Here is a 17,605-nt window from a genome sequence, read left to right on the forward strand (position 1 = left end):
AAGGGGGAGTTCTTATGCGGCATGACCTTGAGCTATCCAAGATAATGAAAAGATTGGTTACCGCGGTGATGGTATTCATCTGCGGCGCGGCAGGCTATCAGTTTTATCTTCTCATGATAACGGAAGACTGGTGGCCCTCGATCACGGATATACATCCGATAGGGGCGGGCGTCCTCATCGTCCTTGTGTCTGCGGCTTTCGGCTTTATTCTTGCACCGTTGTTTTGGTGGGGAATCACCAAATTGGGACAGTTCTTCGAATCCAGAATGCAGAACGTAAGCGTACCGGAGCTGATCGTCAGCATGGTCGGGCTCATACTCGGCCTTCTTCTCGCGAACCTCATCGCGATACCGCTGTCTAAGATACCTGGAGGGCTCGGCGTATATATCTCAGTGCTTCTCAACGTCGCTCTGGGGTACTGGGGGCTGCGTTTCTTCGCAAAGCGAGCCGACGACTTCTGGAACATACTCACCAACATCGACATCAAGTCTAAACTGACGCGCTCGAAGAAAAAGGGCGAGCTCTCAGCCGCGGACGATTTTCACACCGTTTTAACATGCGCCAAGATAATGGACACCAGCGCGATAATAGACGGCAGGATACTGGACGTGGCGAAAACCGGCTTCCTCGAGGGGAACATCGTGCTTCCGCGTTTCGTGCTCGCCGAGCTTCAGGGCGTGGCCGACTCTACCGACCCGCTCCGCAGGACGAGGGGCCGCCGCGGCCTGTCGGTCGTCACAGACCTGCAGAAAGTCAAGGGGCTGACGGTCGAGATACCGGAGGTGACTCTGCGCGAGCTAGAACGCGACAAGGTGGACGAGGCCCTCGTAGTACTCGCGCGCAGGCTTAACGGCAAGGTCGTCACTACGGACTACAACCTCAACAAGGTCGCGCAGATAGAGGGAGTCGACGTGCTCAACGTCAATGACCTTGCGAACGCGCTGAAGCCGATGCTCCTGCCGGGCGAGAAGATAGAGATAGACATAATACGTCTCGGCAAAGAGAACCACCAGGGCATTGGCTATCTCGACGACGGAACGATGTTCGTCGTCGAGGACGGCTACCGCCACGTCGGCGAAAGGGTGAAGGTCACAGTCACGTCGATGCTCCAGACCTCGGCGGGCAGAATGATCTTCGGGCGCATACATCCGTAGCGGCAGATGAACGACGCGCCTCTCTGGTCGTTCCTCATAACGGCGGGCGGCTCCGGCAGCCGCCTCGGGGGCACGCCGAAGCAGTTCCGTATGCTCGGCGGCGCGCCGGTTTGGCGCTGGTCCTTCGATACCGCGGACAGGCTCCGCCGCATGGGGCGCGTCCGCGATATAGTCATGACCGTTCCGAGTGAAGACCTCGCCGTGCTCGCTGGCGAGGCGAAAAAGCTCGGGCTGACGCTCGTCGAGGGCGGACGTTCGAGAAGCGAGTCGGTGATAAAGGGACTTGGAGCGTGCCGCGGGCCGCACGTGCTGGTGCACGATGGGGCCCGCCCTTTTATAAGCGAAAGGCTTTGCCTTAAGCTCATGGACGCGGCGGAGGCCGAAGGCTCAGGGGCCGTGCCGCTGCTTCCCTCGACAGATTCGCTGAAAATCGCGGAGAACGGCGAAATTACCGGAACGGCGGACAGGTCGCGCTGTTTCAGGACGCAGACGCCGCAGGCTTTCCCTCTCCAAGAGCTTCTTGAGGTCATGGAAAATTCTCCGGACGGAGGGACTGACGAAGCGTCGCTTTGGATGGCGGCCGGCAGGAAAATCGTTCCTGTGGAGGGCGAAGAGATGAATTTCAAGATAACCTCTCGGTTCGACTGGGACGCGGCGAACGCGCTCGTGCGCTGCGCATGCAGAACCGAACGGCGGACGGGCCACGGCTACGACATCCATCAGCTCGCCGAGGGGCGTCCGCTCATTATCGCCGGCGTTAGGGTGGAGGGCGTCTCTTACGGCCTGCTCGGCCATTCCGACGCCGATGTCGTAGCGCACACTGTGATGGACGCGCTGCTCGGGGCGGCCGGAGAGCCTGATATCGGGACTCTCTTTCCTGCTTCGGACGAAAAGTGGCGCGGCGCGGACAGCATGGAGCTGCTTCGCGAGGTGCTGGCGCTGCTTGCGTCGAAGGGCTGGCGTCCCGAATGGGTGGACGTTACGCTCAACGCGCAGAGGCCGCGCCTCGGAGGCATGGTCCCGGCGTTCATCGAAAATATGAACGCCGCGCTCGGAGGCGGAGAAAAAAGGATCTTCAACATGAAGGTGAAGTCGGCGGAACACTGCGGAAGCGCCGGAAGAGGCGAGTGCATGATATGCCACGGCGTAGCCACTATATCGCGCGTTCTCGCTGAGTGCGCGCCGCGGCATGAATTTGATTAAAAAATCTTATGGAGGCTTTCTGAAAATGGAGAAAAACAGCGGGAAATTTGTTGATTATCGCGGTTTTACGTTCGACGACGTATTGTTAGTCCCCGGCTACAGCGAGGTGGTGCCGTCAGGCGTCAACGTGACGACCAAGCTTACGCCGCAGATAGACCTTAACATACCTATATGCAGCGCGGCGATGGACACCGTCACGGAAGCGCGCCTCGCGATAGCGCTCGCACGCGAGGGCGGTATCGGCATACTGCACAGGAACCTTCCGCTCGAGGATCAGGCGGTCGAGGTCGACAAAGTCAAGCGCTCCGAGTCCGGGGTCATAGTAGATCCGTTCTACCGCCATCCGTCCGACTCCATACGTCAGGCGGTCGAGCTCATGGAGCATTATCACATTTCCGGCGTTCCGGTCGTCGACGACGAGATACGTCTGGTAGGCATCATTACGAACCGCGACCTGCGCTTCGTCACCAACCTTGATCAGCCTATATCCAACGTAATGACGAAGGACCACCTTGTCACCGCTCCCGTCGGCACGACGCTCGACGACGCGAAGAGCATACTCATGGGCTCTAAGGTCGAGAAGCTTCCGATAGTAGACAAGGACAACAAGCTCAAAGGGCTTATAACGATAAAGGATATACTCAAGGCCAAGGCATTCCCGAACGCCGCGAAAGACTGCCACGGACGTCTCCGCGTCGGCGCGGCGATAGGCGTAGGGCACGACGCGAAGGACAGGGCCGCGGCCCTCGTCAAGGCGGGGGTCGACGTCATCGTCGTAGACACGGCGCACGGACACTCCAAGATGGTCATCGACATGGTGGCCTATCTCAGAAAGACCTATCCCGACCTTCCGATCATCGGCGGCAACATCGCCACCTCGGCTGCGGCGGAAGCTCTTATCGAAGCGGGAGCGGACGGCGTAAAGGTCGGAATCGGCCCCGGCTCTATATGCACGACGCGCATCGTCGCCGGCATCGGCGTCCCGCAGGTCGCGGCGGTGATGAACGTCTCCGAGACGGCGCACCGCCTCGGCAAGACCGTCATCGCCGACGGCGGAATCCGTTACTCGGGCGACATCGTCAAGGCGCTCGCTGCGGGCGGCGACGTCGTCATGATAGGCTCGCTCTTCGCCGGAACGGAAGAAAGCCCTGGAGAGCCCGTCATCTACAAGGGACGCTCCTTCAAGAGCTACCGCGGCATGGGCTCGCTCGGAGCGATGAAGGGCGGATGCAGCAAAGACCGCTATTTCCAGGAAGGCGCGACGGAAGACAAGCTCGTGCCGGAAGGCATAGAAGGTATGGTTCCGCACAAAGGGCCGATCTCCGCGGTCATCTATCAGATGGTCGGCGGCATACGCGCGGGCATGGGATACGTCGGCGCGCCGACGATTGACAGACTCCACACCGACTCGCGCTTCGTCCAGGTGACGGCGGCGTCGATGAAAGAAAGCCACCCGCACGACGTGGTGATAACGAAGGAAGCCCCGAATTACTGGGCGGAATAAAATTACAGACGAAGGCGGGCGTTCGAGAGGATCGCCCGCCTTGCGTGATTCCGCGCGTTGCTTTACGCGGCCCGGCGCTTCCTAGCCGGGCCGCGTGGTTTTATAATAAACGCAGAAATAATTTTTGCGAGGTGCAGCGATGGCGATTACTATTGCGACGTTCAACGTAAATTCCGTAAAGAGCCGCATTCCGGTTTTGACCGAGTGGTTCGACAGGGAGGGCGCGCCCGACGTGCTCTGCCTTCAGGAGACGAAGTGCCGCGACGAGGATTTCCCGGCGTATTTCTTCGAGGACTACTACGACCACTGCGTTTTCCGCGGCATGAAGAGCTACAACGGCGTCGCCGTGCTCTCGAAGCGCGAGCCGGACGAGGTGTGGTTCGGCCTCGGCGACGGCGAGGCGGCGGAGCGGGAGGAGTCGGAGAACGCGCGCGTCGCGCTCGCGCGCTTCGGCGAGCTTTTCGTCCTCAACACGTATATCCCGCAGGGCAAAGAGATCGACAACCCTGATTATCCGTACAAGCTGCGTTTTATAGAGCGCGTGCGCGGGTTGCTCGAACGCCGCTGTTCGCCGGAGGGCCTCGTCGTCTGGGTCGGCGACCTCAACGTCGCGCCCACCGACATCGACGTGACGAATCCCAAAAACAAGAAGGATCACGTCTGCTTCCACGAGGATGTGAAAAAGGCGCTCGCCTACGCGATGGAGTGGGGGCTCGTCGATATTTTCCGCGAACATCTGCCTGAGGCTGGTGAATATACTTTCTGGGATTACCGCGTAAAGGAGGCGCTCGCCAGAAATATCGGCTGGCGCATAGACCATGTGCTCGGCACGAAACGCGCCGCGGCGCTTTGCCGTTCGGTGCGTGTCGAACGCGAGCTGCGCGCTCTTGACAAGCCGTCCGACCACACGGCTGTGACGGCGGAGTTCGATATTGAGTTTTAAGGTATTGACAGCGGTAAAAAATATTATATAATTTCTGACGTAGTTTATAGCGACCGAAACCTGTGAGACGGAGATAACGTCTGTCGGGCGCCTACAGAGAGTCCGCGTTGGTGAGAGCGGATGGAACGCAGGCAGGCAAATGGACCGTTGAGGGCGCGGGGAAAGGCGAAAGCCGAGTATGACGCGACGCGTGGGCATGCGTAAGTTGCCGGAGATATGATGGTATCTCGCTAAGAGCACGCGCAAGCGTGAAACAAGGTGGCACCGCGGGAATTTTCAGCCCGTCCTTGGCAGATTAAGAAATCTGCCGGGGGCGGGCTTTTTCGTTCTCCGGCAGGGACAGGGGGTTTTTCAATGTATCCCGAACTGGAGGAAGTGAAGGCGCTAGCGAGGAGCGGAGATTACGGAAGGATACCGGTGTGCCGCGAGCTGTACGCCGACAGATTCACGCCCGTCGAGGTGATGAGGACGCTGCGCGCGGCGGGGAAGCACTGCTTCCTGCTTGAGAGCGCGGAGAACAACCAGCGCTGGGGGCGCTATTCATTCCTAGGCTACGAACCGGCTCTCGAGCTGACCTGCAACGACGGGAAGCTCCGCATCCGCGAGGCCGTCGGCGACGGCGAGACTCGCGAGAGAACGGAGGAGACCGACCATCCCGGCGCAGCCATCCGCGCGGTGCTTAGCGAGCACAAAAGCCCGAAGATCAAAGGGATGCCGCCCTTCTGCGGCGGCCTCGTCGGATATTTCTCGTACGACTATTTCAAATATGCCGAGCCGAAGCTGCGCGGCGGCGAAGAGGCAGGAGATTTCCGCGACGTGGACCTGATGCTTTTCGACAAGGTCATCGCGTTCGACCACTACCGTCAGAAGCTGATGCTTATCGCCGGAGTCCCGGCGAACGACGTCGACGCCGGGTATCTGCGCGCGTGGAAAGATTTGGACGACATGGAGTCGCTGCTCGTGAGCGGGGCGAAGGCGGTGTTCCGTCCGCTGCGTCTCAAGGAAGAGCTCACGCCGCGCTTTTCGAAGAAGGAGTACTGCGGCATGGTCGAACGCGCGAAGAAATATATCCGCGAAGGAGACATATTTCAGGTAGTACTTTCCAATCCGCTGACTGCGGCCGCCGAGGGCAGCCTGTTCGACACCTATCGCGTGCTTCGCACTACGAACCCGTCGCCCTATATGTTCTATTTCTCAAGCGACGACATAGAAATAGCGGGCGCTTCGCCGGAGACGCTCGCACGCCTCGAGGACGGCACGCTCTATACCTTCCCGCTCGCGGGGACTCGCAGGCGCGGAGCGGACGCAGAGGAGGACGCGGCGCTCGAGCGCGAGCTTCTCGCCGACGAGAAAGAGCTCGCCGAGCACAATATGCTCGTAGACCTCGGGCGCAACGATCTCGGGCGCGTCTGCGCGCTGAACAGTGTAAAGGTGGAGCGTTATCTCAACGTGCTGCATTTCTCGCACGTCATGCACATCGGCTCAACGGTGTCTGGACGCCTCCGTCCGGACCGCGACGCGGTGGACGCTGTGGATTCGATACTGCCGGCCGGGACTCTTTCGGGCGCTCCGAAGATCCGCGCCTGCGAGATAATCCGCGAGCTGGAGGGCGCGCGGCGCGGAATTTACGGCGGCGCGGTCGGATATCTCGATTTCAGCGGCAACATGGACACCTGCATAGCGATTCGCCTCGCCTATAAAAAGAACGGGCGCGTCTGCGTGCAGTCGGGCGCCGGCATAGTCGCCGACAGCGTGCCGGAGCGCGAGTTCCAGGAGTGCGCCGACAAGGCGCAGGCCGTGGTCCGCGCTCTGCGCGAGGCGGAAGGAGGACTTTAGACGATGTTTCTGCTCATAGATAATTACGACAGCTTTGCGTACAACCTGTATCAGCTCGTCGGCTCGTTCGTTCCGGACATAATGGTCGCGCGCAACGACGCCGTGACTGCCGACGAAGTGGAGGCGCTCGCGCCGGAGGCTATATTCCTCTCGCCTGGGCCGGGACGTCCCGAGAACGCTGGCGTCTGCCCCGCGCTGGTGCGGCGCTTCGCGGGAAAGATCCCGATTTTCGGCGTCTGCCTCGGGATGCAGGTGATCTGCTCCGCCCTCGGCGGGCGCGTGTCGTACGCGAAGACTCTGATGCACGGGAAAGTTTCGCGCATTTCGCTCGAAGGCGAGAGCGTGCTTTTCAAAGGCTTGGAGAGCGGATTTCCCGCGGCGCGCTATCATTCGCTCGCCGCTGTGGAGAAGAGCCTTCCGCCGGCGCTCAAGGTGACGGCGCGCGCCGGCGACGGCGAGATAATGGCGCTCGAGGACGTTAAGCGCCTCGTCTGCGGTGTGCAGTTCCATCCGGAATCCGTAATGACGCCGGACGGCCCGGCGATGGTTAAGAATTTCATAGACGCCGTCAAAGCAGGGAGGAAATAAAGATGATAAAAGAAGCGATAATAAAACTTTCCAAGAAAGAGGACCTCACCTTCGAAGAGGCGCGCGAGGTCATGAACGAGATAATGAACGGCCAGGCGAGCGGCGTCCAGATGGCGGCCTACCTGACGGCGCTCTCGCTCAAGGGCGAGACGATAGACGAGATAACGGCGTCGGCGGTAGGGATGCGCGAGCACTGCATCAGGCTGCTGCACGACGTGGACGCGCTCGAAATCGTCGGCACCGGCGGGGACAACGCTAACTCCTTCAACATTTCGACGACGGCGGCGCTGGTCATAGCGGCCGGCGGCGTGCCGGTAGCGAAGCACGGAAACCGCGCTGCGTCGTCGAAGTGCGGGGCCGCCGACGTGCTCGAGGCGCTCGGCGTGAACATCACGATTTCGCCGGAGCGCAGCGCGGAGCTCCTGAAGAAGATAAACATCTGCTTCCTCTTCGCGCAGAACTATCACATAGCAATGAAGTACGTCGCTCCGGTGCGCCGCGAGCTCGGCATCAGGACGGTCTTCAACATACTCGGGCCGCTGTCGAACCCGGCGGGCGCGAAGCGCGAACTGATGGGCGTATACGACGAGACGCTCGTCGAGCCGCTCGCCCACGTCATGTCGCGCCTCGGCGTCGTCCGCGGAATGGTCGTCTTCGGGCAGGACAGCCTCGACGAAATTTCAATGAGCGCGCCGACGACGGTCTGCGAGATAAAGGACGGCTGGTTCCAGTCCTACGTGCTCACGCCCGAGGATTTCGGCTACAAGCGCTGCGCCAAGGCCGAGCTCGTCGGAGGCACGCCGGCGGAGAACGCGGGGATAACGAAGTCGATACTCGGCGGAAGCGACCGCGGCCCGAAGCGCAGCGCCGTATGCCTCAACGCCGGAGCCGCGCTCTATATCGGCGGCAAGGCCGCGAGCGTGAAAGAGGGCGTGCGCGCGGCGGAGGAGCTCATCGACTCGGGTGCGGCGATGCGCAAGCTCGAGGAATTTATCCGGGAGAGCAACAGGTGAACATCCTCGCCGAAATAGCGGAAAAAACTAAAGCGCGCGTGGCGGAGGACAAAAAGCGCGTCCCGTCCGCGGAGGTGCGGCGCGAGGCCGAAGCCGCGGCAAAGACCAGAACGCCGCGCGCTTTCGAGAACGCGCTGCGCGGCGGCGGCGTTTCGTTCATCTGCGAGGTCAAGCGCGCCTCGCCGTCGAAGGGGCTGATAGCGGAAGATTTTCCGTACCTCGACATAGCGCGCGATTACGAGGCGGCGGGCGCTGCGGCGATTTCGTGCCTGACGGAGCCGTACTGGTTCAGGGGACGCGACGAATATTTGCGCGAGATAGCGCGCGCCGTGACGATTCCCGTGCTCCGCAAGGACTTCACGATCGACGAGTACATGATATACGCGGCGTCGGCGCTAGGCGCGTCGGCTGTGCTTCTGATAGTTTCGATACTCGACGGCGCGCGGCTGCGCGACTATACGGCGCTCGCGGATGAGCTGAATCTCTCGGCGCTCGTCGAAGTCCACGACGAAGCGGAGACGGAGCTCGCTCTCGGCTGCGGCGCGCGGATAATAGGAGTCAACAACCGCGACCTGAAAACATTCAAGGTAGACATGAACGTGAGCCGCAGGCTGCGCCCGCTCGTACCGCGCGAGATTGTCTTCGTCTCCGAGAGCGGCGTGGACGGCCCCGAGGATATAGAGATCCTGCGCCGCTGCGGCGCGGACGCCGTGCTCGTCGGCGAGAAGCTCATGCGCGCCGCCGACAAGCGCGCGATGCTAGACGAGCTGAGGGGGACGGCACGGTGACGAAAATCAAAATCTGCGGCCTCTCGCGCGAATGCGACATAGATTTCGTGAACCGCGCGAAGCCGGACTACGCCGGGTTCGTAGTGAACTTCCCGAAGAGCCGCAGAAACGTCTCCCCCGATACGGTAAAAAAACTCGCCGCGAGGCTGGCGCCGGGAATAGCCCCGGTCGGCGTATTCGTAGACGAGCGCCCCGAGCTTATAGCGGAGCTGGCAGATTCAGGCGCGATAGCCGCCGCGCAGCTCCACGGCTCCGAGGACGAGGAATATATAAGGAAGCTGCGCGCGCTGTGCTCCATACCAGTGATACAGGCTTTCAGGATAAAAGAGGCGCGCGACGCGGAGCGCGCGGCCCGAAGCTCCGCAGACTACGTTCTGCTTGACGGAGGACAGGGCGAGGGGCGGCGCTTCGACTGGAAATTCGCCGAAAATTTCCCGCGCCCGTACTTCATAGCCGGCGGCCTCGACGCGGAGAACACAGCCGATGTCATAGAGGCGCTGCATCCCTTCGCGGTGGACATGAGCAGCGGCGTTGAGACGGACGGATTTAAAGACAGGAAAAAAATAGAGGCGGCGGTCGCCGCCGTCAGGAGGTTTTCATAAATGAGCAAAGGACGCTTCGGCGTACACGGTGGCCAGTATATTCCTGAGACGCTGATGAACGCCGTAATAGAACTGGAAGAAGCATACAACAGATACAAGGACGACCCCGATTTTCAGAGCGAGCTGACGGCTCTGCTGAACGACTACGCTGGGCGGCCCTCGCGCCTCTACTTCGCGAAGCGCATGACGGACGATCTTGGCGGAGCGAAGATATATCTCAAGCGCGAGGACTTAAACCACACCGGCGCGCATAAGATAAACAACGTGCTCGGGCAGGCGCTGCTCGCCAAGCGCATGGGCAAGACGCGGCTGATTGCCGAGACAGGCGCGGGGCAGCACGGCGTCGCGACCGCGACGGCGGCGGCGCTTTTCGGCATGGAGTGCGAGGTCTTCATGGGGCGCGAGGATACGGAGCGGCAGGCGCTCAACGTCTACCGCATGAGGCTGCTCGGAGCGAAGGTCCACGCGGTGGACAGCGGCACCGGGACTTTGAAGGACGCCGTAAGCGAGACGATGCGCGAATGGACGCGCCGCATCGCCGACACGCACTACGTCCTCGGCTCCTGCATGGGGCCGCACCCCTTTCCGACGATAGTCCGCGATTTTCAGGCAGTGATATCGAAGGAGATAAAGGAGCAGCTCATGGCCGCCGAGGGGCGTCTGCCGGACGCGGTTCTCGCGTGCGTAGGCGGCGGCTCGAACGCGATAGGCGCTTTCTATAACTTCATCGGCGACCCGTCGGTGCGGCTCATCGGCTGCGAGGCGGCGGGGCGCGGCGCGGACACGCCGGAGACTGCCGCGACGATAGCGACGGGGCGGCTCGGCATCTTCCACGGGATGAAATCCTATTTCTGCCAGGACGAGTACGGCCAGATCGCGCCGGTCTATTCGATATCTGCGGGGCTCGACTATCCGGGCATCGGCCCTGAGCACGCCTACCTGCACGACATCGGGCGCGCGGAGTACGTCGCGATAACCGACGACGAGGCCGTGGACGCCTTCGAATATCTCGCCCGCACGGAGGGCATAATCCCAGCAGTCGAGAGCGCGCACGCCGTCGCGCACGCGATGAAGATAGCGCCGCAGATGGATAAAGAACAGATAATCGTCATAAACCTTTCGGGACGCGGCGACAAGGACTGCGCGGCGATAGCGCGCTACAGAGGAGAGGATATACATGAGTAACATCAGACGCGCCTTTGAAAAAGGCAAAGCGTTTATACCTTTTATAACCTGCGGCGACCCTAACCTCGCCGTCACGGAGGAGCTCGCCGTCGCGATGGCGGAGGCCGGGGCCGACCTCATAGAGCTCGGCATCCCGTTCTCCGACCCGACCGCCGAGGGGCCGGTCATTCAGGCCGCGAGCGGCCGCGCGCTCAGAGGCGGCGCGACGACGGACAAAATACTCGAAACGGCGCGCCGCATCCGCGAGCGCATCAAAACGCCGCTCGCCTTCATGACCTACGCGAACGTCGTCTTCTCATACGGCCCTGAGCGCTTCGCCGAAGCCGCGGCCGCAGCCGGAGTCGACGGGCTGATACTGCCCGACGTGCCGTTCGAGGAAAAAGAGGAGTTCGCCGCGCCGTGCCGCAAATTCGGCGTCGAGCTCGTCTCGCTGATAGCGCCGACATCGCATGAGCGCGTCTCCATGATAGCGCGCGAGGCCGAGGGCTTCGTCTACTGCGTTTCGTCGCTCGGAGTGACGGGCGTGCGCGGCGCGATAACGACGGACGTCGGCGCGATGGTGCGCCTCGTCAAGAAAGAGAAGGATATTCCCTGCGCCGTCGGCTTCGGCATCTCTACGCCGGAGCAGGCCGCGAAGATGGCCGCACTCTCCGACGGCGCGATAGTCGGCAGCGCGATAGTGAAGCTCTGCGAAAAATACGGAGACGAGGCCGTTCCGCACGTCGCGCGCTACGTGCGCGAGATGGCGGAGGCCGTGCACGGCGCGTAGATTTTTACACAGGCGATACGGAAACGAACTGCGGACGGCGCTCGCGCTCCGTCCGCTTTTTCGCGCTTGACGCCACGCGGGGAACTTTATGCTAAAATTACCTGTGTTAAGAGCGCGGAAGGAGGCTCGCCCCGCGATGATCCGCTGTACGAAGATGAACGGAAACGGCAACGACTTCATAGTGATAGACAATATGGCTCGCGGCTTCGGTACGGACGAGCTGTCGCGTCTCGCGCGCAAGCTCTGCCGCCGCGGCCTGTCGGTCGGCGCGGACGGCCTGCTCGCCGCGGAGCCGTCGGACTGCGCTGACTTTAAGATGCGTCTTTTCAACAGCGACGGATCTGAGGGCGAGATGTGCGGCAACGGCGCGCGCTGCATCGCGCGCTACGCTTTCGAGAAAGGGATAGTGCGGTTCCCGTCGATGCGTTTCGAAACGCTCGGCGGAGAGGTGCGCGCTTCGGTTCACGGCAGCGCGGCGTCGCTGGAGCTCTCTCCGGTTTTGCTGGACGAAGCCGTGCATTCGACTGTCGAGGCGGAGAGCGGCCTGTACGAATACACCTACCTGACCGTCGGCGTCCCGCACGCCGTAATATTCGAGCCGGAGCACAGCCGCGGCTTCGCTGACTACGCGCCGCTCGGCCGCGCGATAAGGCAGCGGGCGGACCTCTTCCCGCACGGCGCGAACGTGAACTTCGCGGCGGTCACGAAGGATGGCCTCGACGTGATGACATACGAGCGCGGCGTCGAAGATATGACGCTCTCGTGCGGAACCGGCTCCACGGCTTCGGCGGTAGCGGCCTACATGCTCGGCCTCTGCGGCCCCGAAGTGCGCGTGACGAACCCGGGCGGCGTGAACGTCGTGAAGCTCGCATTTTCCGAGGACGGACGGACCGTTTATCCGAAGCTCGAGGGCGCGATGCTGATGACCGCCGAGCTTGAAATTCTTCCCGAGGCTCTTGTATGATAAGGAAATTATTGCCGCAGGCAAATGATTCATGGAGGTAGTTGCAATGCCTAAACCTTGGTGGCGCGAGACGATAGAGACCGTGCTCTGGGCGGTAGTCCTCGCGCTGATACTCCGCACGTTCGTTGTGCAGGCTTTCTGGATTCCGAGCGGTTCCATGATACCGACGCTCGAGATAGGCGACAGGGTGCTCGTCCTTAAATTCTGGTACCATCTCCCGAACAACGGCCCTGAGCGCGGCGACATAGCCGTCTTCAAATATCCGGTAGACCCGAGGCGAGACTTCGTTAAGCGCGTCATAGGGCTGCCCGGCGACACGGTAGAGATGCGCAACGGCACCGTCTTCGTCAACGGAACGGAAGTATTCGAGCCTTACGTGAAGAACACCGACAGCTACAACATGGCGCCGGTAAAGGTGCCGGATGGCCATTACTTCTGCCTGGGAGACAACAGGCCTAATTCACAGGACGGACGGTTCTGGGGCTTCGTCCCCGAAAACTTCCTGCGCGGCCCGGCCGTCTTCAGATACTGGCCGCTGTCGCGCATAGGGACGCTGGAATAGACGGCCGATGCCCCGCACGGTATGGTACCCGGGCCATATGGCGAAGGGGAGGCGGCAGCTGGAGGCTCTGGCCTCCGCCGTCGATCTGCTGATTGAGGTGCGCGACGCGCGTGCGCCGCGGCTCACCTCGTCGCCGATGCTTTCGCTCTTCAAAGGAAAAATAGAGACGGCGGCGGTGCTTTCCAAAGCAGACCTCGCCGACGAAAAGATCACTCGAGAATGGTCTTCTTACCTTAAAAGCCGCGGGCTTCCGGCGTGGGCGCTCGACCTCCGTAAGGGCGGGGCGAACGCCGTGCGCACCGCGCTTGCGAAGAAAAAGCCGTCGTTCCGCGACCTGCGAGTCGCCGTCGTCGGCACGCCGAACGTCGGCAAATCCATGCTGATAAACCAGCTCGTCGGACGCAGGGCCGCGCGCGTCGGCGGCATCCCCGGCGTCACGAAAGGCGTATCGTGGTTCGGCGGCAACGGATTTCTGCTCGTAGACTCGCCGGGCATCCTCGACCCGCACGCCGACGCCCGCGCGCACCGCATGATTTCGTGGATAGGCTCGTCGCGCAGCCAGGTCATCGGCAGCTTCGAGGAACATGCTAAGGACTGCATAGAATTTCTCATTCGTAAAAATTTATGGAGCGGCGTCGAAAATTTGTGGGGCGTAGCCCCTGGCGGCGCGCCGGTTGAGATTCTCGAACAGGTCGGTCGGAGGCTCGGACGTCTCGCGCCCGGCGGCGCGGTCGATATGGAGGGCGCGGGGCGCGCGTTTCTCGACGCGCTCGCGAACGGGAAGTTCGGGCGCATGAGCTTCGAGCGTCCAGGCGACGCGCCGCTCTGGGAGGAGCTGTGAGCTTGCCTCCCTACGTCATAGCCGGGACCGACGAAGCCGGACGCGGCCCTCTCGCAGGGCCTGTCGTCGCGGCGGCCGCCGTGCTAACCGCCGGGCAGCGCGAGAGGCTTCTGTCTCTCGGCCTCAACGATTCCAAGAAACTTACGCCTAAAAAACGTGAAAAGATATTCGCGGCGATGTGCGAGGCCGGCGTCGAATGGCGCGCTCAGGCGGCCTCGCCGCGCGTCATAGACAGGATAAATATATTGAACGCCTCGCTCTGGTGCATGAAGCGCTCGGTCGAACGGCTGCGCCTCCGCCCCGACCTCGTGCTCGTAGACGGCAACCGGCTCGTCCCGGGGCTCGCCGTCCGTCAGAAGGCCGTGATAAAGGGCGACTCGCGCGTGCCGGCGATAGCCGCGGCATCCGTCGCCGCGAAGGTGCTGCGCGACCGCGTGATGGAGGCGCTCGACAAAATTTATCCGCAGTATCAGTTTTCAAAGCACAAGGGATACCCGAGCGCGCTGCACAGGGCGCTAGTCGCCGAGTACGGGCCTTCTCCCGTCCATAGGCTGTCGTTCAGAGGAGCGGGCGGCGTTGAGGATTGACGCGAAGGTGCGACGCGCTCTTGAAAAATCAGTCGCGCACCAAACGCGGCCCGTTTCCGGCGGCGCCGGTTTGCGCGAAAAAGGCGGAAAGGCCGCGCATCTGGCTTTCGGAGCCGCCGGAGAGGAACTCGCGGCCCGTTACCTCGCTGGACTCGGATATAGGATAATAGACAGGAACGTCCGCGTCGGACACTGCGAGATAGATTTGATTGCACGCGACGGGGAAGAGCTCGTCTTCACCGAAGTCCGCGCGCGGCGCGACAATCCGGTGGCCGCGCCCGAGGACACAGTTGGCCCGGTCAAGCTCGAAAGGCTCGTGCGCGCGGCCTCGCTGTGGACGCAGCGGATGAATTATGAAGGATTCTGGCGGATAGATCTCGTCGCCGTCACGTCGTTCGACGGCGGCGAAATGAAGCTCGAACATATAAAAAGTATAACGGAGCCGATATCATGAGGAACATAGCGGGACTTACGCTTCGCGGCATGACCGGCGCGGCGGTCGAGGTGGAGGCCGAAATAACCGGAGGAATGCCGACCATTTCGGTCGTCGGACTGCCCGACGCCGCCGTCAAGGAGGCGCGCGAGCGCGTGCGTGCGGCGCTGCGCACGGTGGACGTCCTGCTCAAAGGGCGCGTCTCGGTCAATCTCGCGCCCGCCGACCTGCCGAAGGAGGGCGCTATGCTCGACCTGCCCATCGCCGTCGCTCTGGCCGAGAAGGCCGGGCGCGTGCGGACGGAGCGCCCCGCGCTCTATATAGGCGAGCTCGCGCTAGACGGCAGGCTTCGCGGCGTGCGCGGCGCCGTCCCCGCGGCGTTCTTCGCGCGCGAACACGACATGGAACTTTTCGTCCCGTCAGAAAACGCGGACGAGGTGTCTATAGTCGGCGGAGTGCGCGCGCACAGCGCGCCGGATCTGAAAAGTCTGATAATGCACCTGCGCGGCGAGAAAACTCTGGAAACGATAGAAAAGCGCGAGATAGTCTGCGGCGAGCCCGTTGCCGATCCCGACTTCTCTGAGATAAAGGGACAGGCCGCCGCAAAGCGCGCTCTCGAAATCGCCGCGGCGGGCCATCACAACATACTGTTCATAGGCTCTCCGGGCTCAGGCAAGACGATGCTTGCGAAGGCGCTCAGAGGCATACTGCCGCCGCTCGACGACGAAGAGCTTATGGAGGTCATGCTTCTTCGCAGTACGGCGGGGCTGCCTTTCGTCCTAAGCCGCGAACGCCCGTTCCGCGCCGTCCACCACACCGCGACGACGGCGGCGATATGCGGCGGCGGCTCGTGGCTGCGCCCCGGCGAGATAAGCCTCGCCTCGCGCGGCGTGCTTTTCCTAGACGAGTTCCCGGAGTTCCAGCGCGACGTGATAGAGGCTCTGCGCCAGCCGCTTGAGGACGGCTCGATAACCGTCAGCCGCGTCTCGGGCAGCGTCAGCTATCCAGCCAGGGTGCTCGTCGTCGCGGCCTGCAACCCCTGTCCCTGCGGCTTCGCGGGAGACCCGGAGCGGAAGTGCGTATGCAGCGCCGCGTCGCTCGAACGCTACCGGCGCAAGCTCTCCGGCCCGATACTCGACAGGATAGACCTTCACGTCACCGTGCCGAGGCTGACGCCGGAGGAGCTGGTCTCGCTAGGCGAGAGCGGAGGGGAGACCAGCGCGGAGGTGCGCGCCCGCGTGACGGCTGCGCGCGAAATACAGCGCGCGAGATGGAAGCCTTTCGGCTTCCGATACAACGCCGAAATACCTGAAAAATTCCTACGGCGCAACGCTTCGATGAAGCCTGAGGTGCGCGCCTTCATACTCGAAACTCTCAAGCGCGTCAAACTCTCGGGGCGCGGCCTCTCGCGCGTGCTGCGCGTCGCGCGGACGATAGCCGACCTCGAAGACGCGCCGCAGATAGAGATACGCCACGTCGCCGAGGCGGCGGGGTACCGCGAAGGGGAGGCGACGTCGTGGATGAACGCCTGAAATTCCTGCTGCTGCTGAACTGCGTCAATGCGAACTCGCAGGCGCTCGCGAAATTCGCTGCGCTGGGCGCGCCGTACTGCGAGCTGTGGCGTCCGTCGAAAATAGACGCGGCGGCGACGGTATTCACCGAAAAGCAGCTTGCGCGCATACTCGACGCGGAATCGCGCGCGTGGCCCGAAAAAGAGGCGGAACGAGCGGCGAGGCTCGGCGCGAGGATAGTTACGATAGACGACGCAGAATACCCGGAGCGGCTGCTCGACCTCCGGGACGCGCCGCTCGTCCTATACGTCCGCGGAAACTGCCGGAAAATGCCGGAGAAATGCTTAGCCGTAGTCGGCACGCGGCGGACAGGGGCTTACGGCAGAGCGGTCGCCCGCTCGATAGGCGAAGCCTGCGCGCGTTACGGCGTGGCTCTGGTCAGCGGAGGAGCTTTCGGCGTAGACGGTGAGTCTCAGGCGGCCTGCGCGTCGGCATGCGGGACAACCGTCGCGGTCATGGGCACCGGTATCGACGTCGCATACCCCGCGTCGAACCGCGCACTTTTCGAGCAAATATGCGAACGCGGCGCGCTCGTCACGGAATTTCCGATAGGCGCGGGCGGCGACCCGTGGCATTTCCCGCAGCGCAACCGCATAGTCGCGGCTCTCGCCGAAAAGGTGATAGTCGTCGAAGCGCCGCTCAAAAGCGGTTCTATGATAACCGCGCGTCTTGCGCTCGAACTTGGGCGCGAAGTATGGGCTGTGCCTGGACGCATCTTCGACGCGAACGCCGAGGGGACGAATTCGCTCATTTACGACGGAGCGTTCCCTTATATAAATGAAAAAACCTTCTTCGAATCGTACGGAGTGAGCGCGGACGGGGAAACGGGCGGCGGACGCGCAGAAACTCCAGCCGCCGCTCTCGAAGGCGAAGAAAAGAAAATTTTTGACTATCTTGCGGCGAACGGAGAAAAAACGATTGACAATATATCCGTTGCCGTTAAAATGAGCGCCGCTGACATTTTGAAAAATATCACGCTGCTGTCCGCGAAAGGGCTGGTCTACATGCCGTCGGCGGGACGGTACGGCGTAAGGGGCAATTTATAAAAGAGAGGTGGGGCTG

The 17,605-nt window shown here is 62.1% G+C and carries 18 protein-coding genes; all 18 read left to right on the top strand.

Annotated features, from left to right (window positions below):
- The first annotated feature begins 14 nt into the window (after positions 1-14).
- The 18 genes from B5F39_RS01735 to dprA all read left to right on the top strand — a co-directional run bounded on the left by B5F39_RS01735 (position 15) and on the right by dprA (position 17,589).
- The gene (locus B5F39_RS01735) at positions 15-1,154 is read left to right on the top strand and encodes a PIN domain-containing protein (RefSeq protein WP_087363234.1); all 1,140 of its coding nucleotides are present in this window, start codon (positions 15-17) and stop codon (positions 1,152-1,154) included.
- 6 nt (positions 1,155-1,160) lie between these two features.
- On the top strand, positions 1,161-2,357 hold the full coding sequence (gene ispF, locus B5F39_RS01740) for a 2-C-methyl-D-erythritol 2,4-cyclodiphosphate synthase (RefSeq protein ID WP_087363236.1): 1,197 nt from the start codon (positions 1,161-1,163) through the stop codon (positions 2,355-2,357).
- 25 nt (positions 2,358-2,382) lie between these two features.
- Positions 2,383-3,861 carry an IMP dehydrogenase gene (gene guaB, locus B5F39_RS01745; protein ID WP_087363237.1) on the top strand — a complete coding sequence of 493 codons (1,479 nt, stop codon included), beginning with the start codon at positions 2,383-2,385 and terminating at the stop codon, positions 3,859-3,861.
- 139 nt (positions 3,862-4,000) lie between these two features.
- Positions 4,001-4,804 (top strand): exodeoxyribonuclease III, encoded by an 804-nt coding sequence (xth, locus tag B5F39_RS01750; RefSeq protein ID WP_087363239.1) that lies wholly within the window; start codon positions 4,001-4,003, stop codon positions 4,802-4,804.
- A 354-nt stretch (positions 4,805-5,158) separates the two neighbouring features.
- Positions 5,159-6,640, top strand: coding sequence for an anthranilate synthase component I (trpE, locus tag B5F39_RS01755; RefSeq protein ID WP_087363241.1), 1,482 nt, complete (start codon positions 5,159-5,161; stop codon positions 6,638-6,640).
- Between the two features lie 3 nt (positions 6,641-6,643).
- On the top strand, positions 6,644-7,228 hold the full coding sequence (locus B5F39_RS01760; RefSeq protein WP_087363242.1) for an aminodeoxychorismate/anthranilate synthase component II: 585 nt from the start codon (positions 6,644-6,646) through the stop codon (positions 7,226-7,228).
- A gap of 2 nt (positions 7,229-7,230) precedes the next feature.
- On the top strand, positions 7,231-8,241 hold the full coding sequence (trpD, locus tag B5F39_RS01765; protein ID WP_087363245.1) for an anthranilate phosphoribosyltransferase: 1,011 nt from the start codon (positions 7,231-7,233) through the stop codon (positions 8,239-8,241).
- A complete protein-coding gene (gene trpC, locus B5F39_RS01770) occupies positions 8,238-9,029 on the top strand; it encodes an indole-3-glycerol phosphate synthase TrpC (RefSeq protein WP_087363247.1) in 792 nt (263 codons plus the stop codon). The genes trpD and trpC overlap by 4 nt, the downstream gene beginning before the upstream one ends.
- Entirely contained in the window at positions 9,026-9,631 is a 606-nt protein-coding gene (locus tag B5F39_RS01775; protein ID WP_087363249.1) for a phosphoribosylanthranilate isomerase, read from the top strand. The genes trpC and B5F39_RS01775 overlap by 4 nt, the downstream gene beginning before the upstream one ends.
- Positions 9,632-10,816: a tryptophan synthase subunit beta gene (gene trpB, locus B5F39_RS01780; RefSeq protein WP_087363251.1), complete on the top strand. Its 1,185-nt coding sequence runs from the start codon at positions 9,632-9,634 to the stop codon at positions 10,814-10,816.
- On the top strand, positions 10,809-11,585 hold the full coding sequence (trpA, locus tag B5F39_RS01785; protein ID WP_087363252.1) for a tryptophan synthase subunit alpha: 777 nt from the start codon (positions 10,809-10,811) through the stop codon (positions 11,583-11,585). Before trpB ends, trpA begins: the two co-directional genes overlap by 8 nt.
- 136 nt (positions 11,586-11,721) lie before the next feature.
- On the top strand, positions 11,722-12,549 hold the full coding sequence (dapF, locus tag B5F39_RS01790) for a diaminopimelate epimerase (protein ID WP_087363254.1): 828 nt from the start codon (positions 11,722-11,724) through the stop codon (positions 12,547-12,549).
- Positions 12,550-12,595: 46 nt separating this feature from the next.
- Positions 12,596-13,111 carry a signal peptidase I gene (gene lepB, locus B5F39_RS01795; RefSeq protein ID WP_087363256.1) on the top strand — a complete coding sequence of 172 codons (516 nt, stop codon included), beginning with the start codon at positions 12,596-12,598 and terminating at the stop codon, positions 13,109-13,111.
- A 7-nt stretch (positions 13,112-13,118) separates the two neighbouring features.
- The gene (locus B5F39_RS01800) at positions 13,119-13,952 is read left to right on the top strand and encodes a GTPase (RefSeq protein WP_087363257.1); all 834 of its coding nucleotides are present in this window, start codon (positions 13,119-13,121) and stop codon (positions 13,950-13,952) included.
- A 2-nt stretch (positions 13,953-13,954) separates the two neighbouring features.
- Complete coding sequence (locus B5F39_RS01805) at positions 13,955-14,539, top strand: ribonuclease HII (protein ID WP_087363259.1); 585 nt, start codon at positions 13,955-13,957, stop codon at positions 14,537-14,539.
- A gap of 70 nt (positions 14,540-14,609) precedes the next feature.
- Complete coding sequence (locus B5F39_RS01810) at positions 14,610-14,993, top strand: YraN family protein (protein ID WP_087363776.1); 384 nt, start codon at positions 14,610-14,612, stop codon at positions 14,991-14,993.
- Complete coding sequence (locus tag B5F39_RS01815) at positions 14,990-16,504, top strand: YifB family Mg chelatase-like AAA ATPase (RefSeq protein ID WP_087363260.1); 1,515 nt, start codon at positions 14,990-14,992, stop codon at positions 16,502-16,504. Before B5F39_RS01810 ends, B5F39_RS01815 begins: the two co-directional genes overlap by 4 nt.
- On the top strand, positions 16,489-17,589 hold the full coding sequence (gene dprA / locus B5F39_RS01820; protein ID WP_087363262.1) for a DNA-processing protein DprA: 1,101 nt from the start codon (positions 16,489-16,491) through the stop codon (positions 17,587-17,589). The genes B5F39_RS01815 and dprA overlap by 16 nt, the downstream gene beginning before the upstream one ends.
- Positions 17,590-17,605 lie beyond the last annotated feature (16 nt).

Origin of the sequence: Cloacibacillus sp. An23 (genome assembly GCF_002159945.1) — a bacterium.
Classification (GTDB): Bacteria; Synergistota; Synergistia; order Synergistales; family Synergistaceae; genus Caccocola.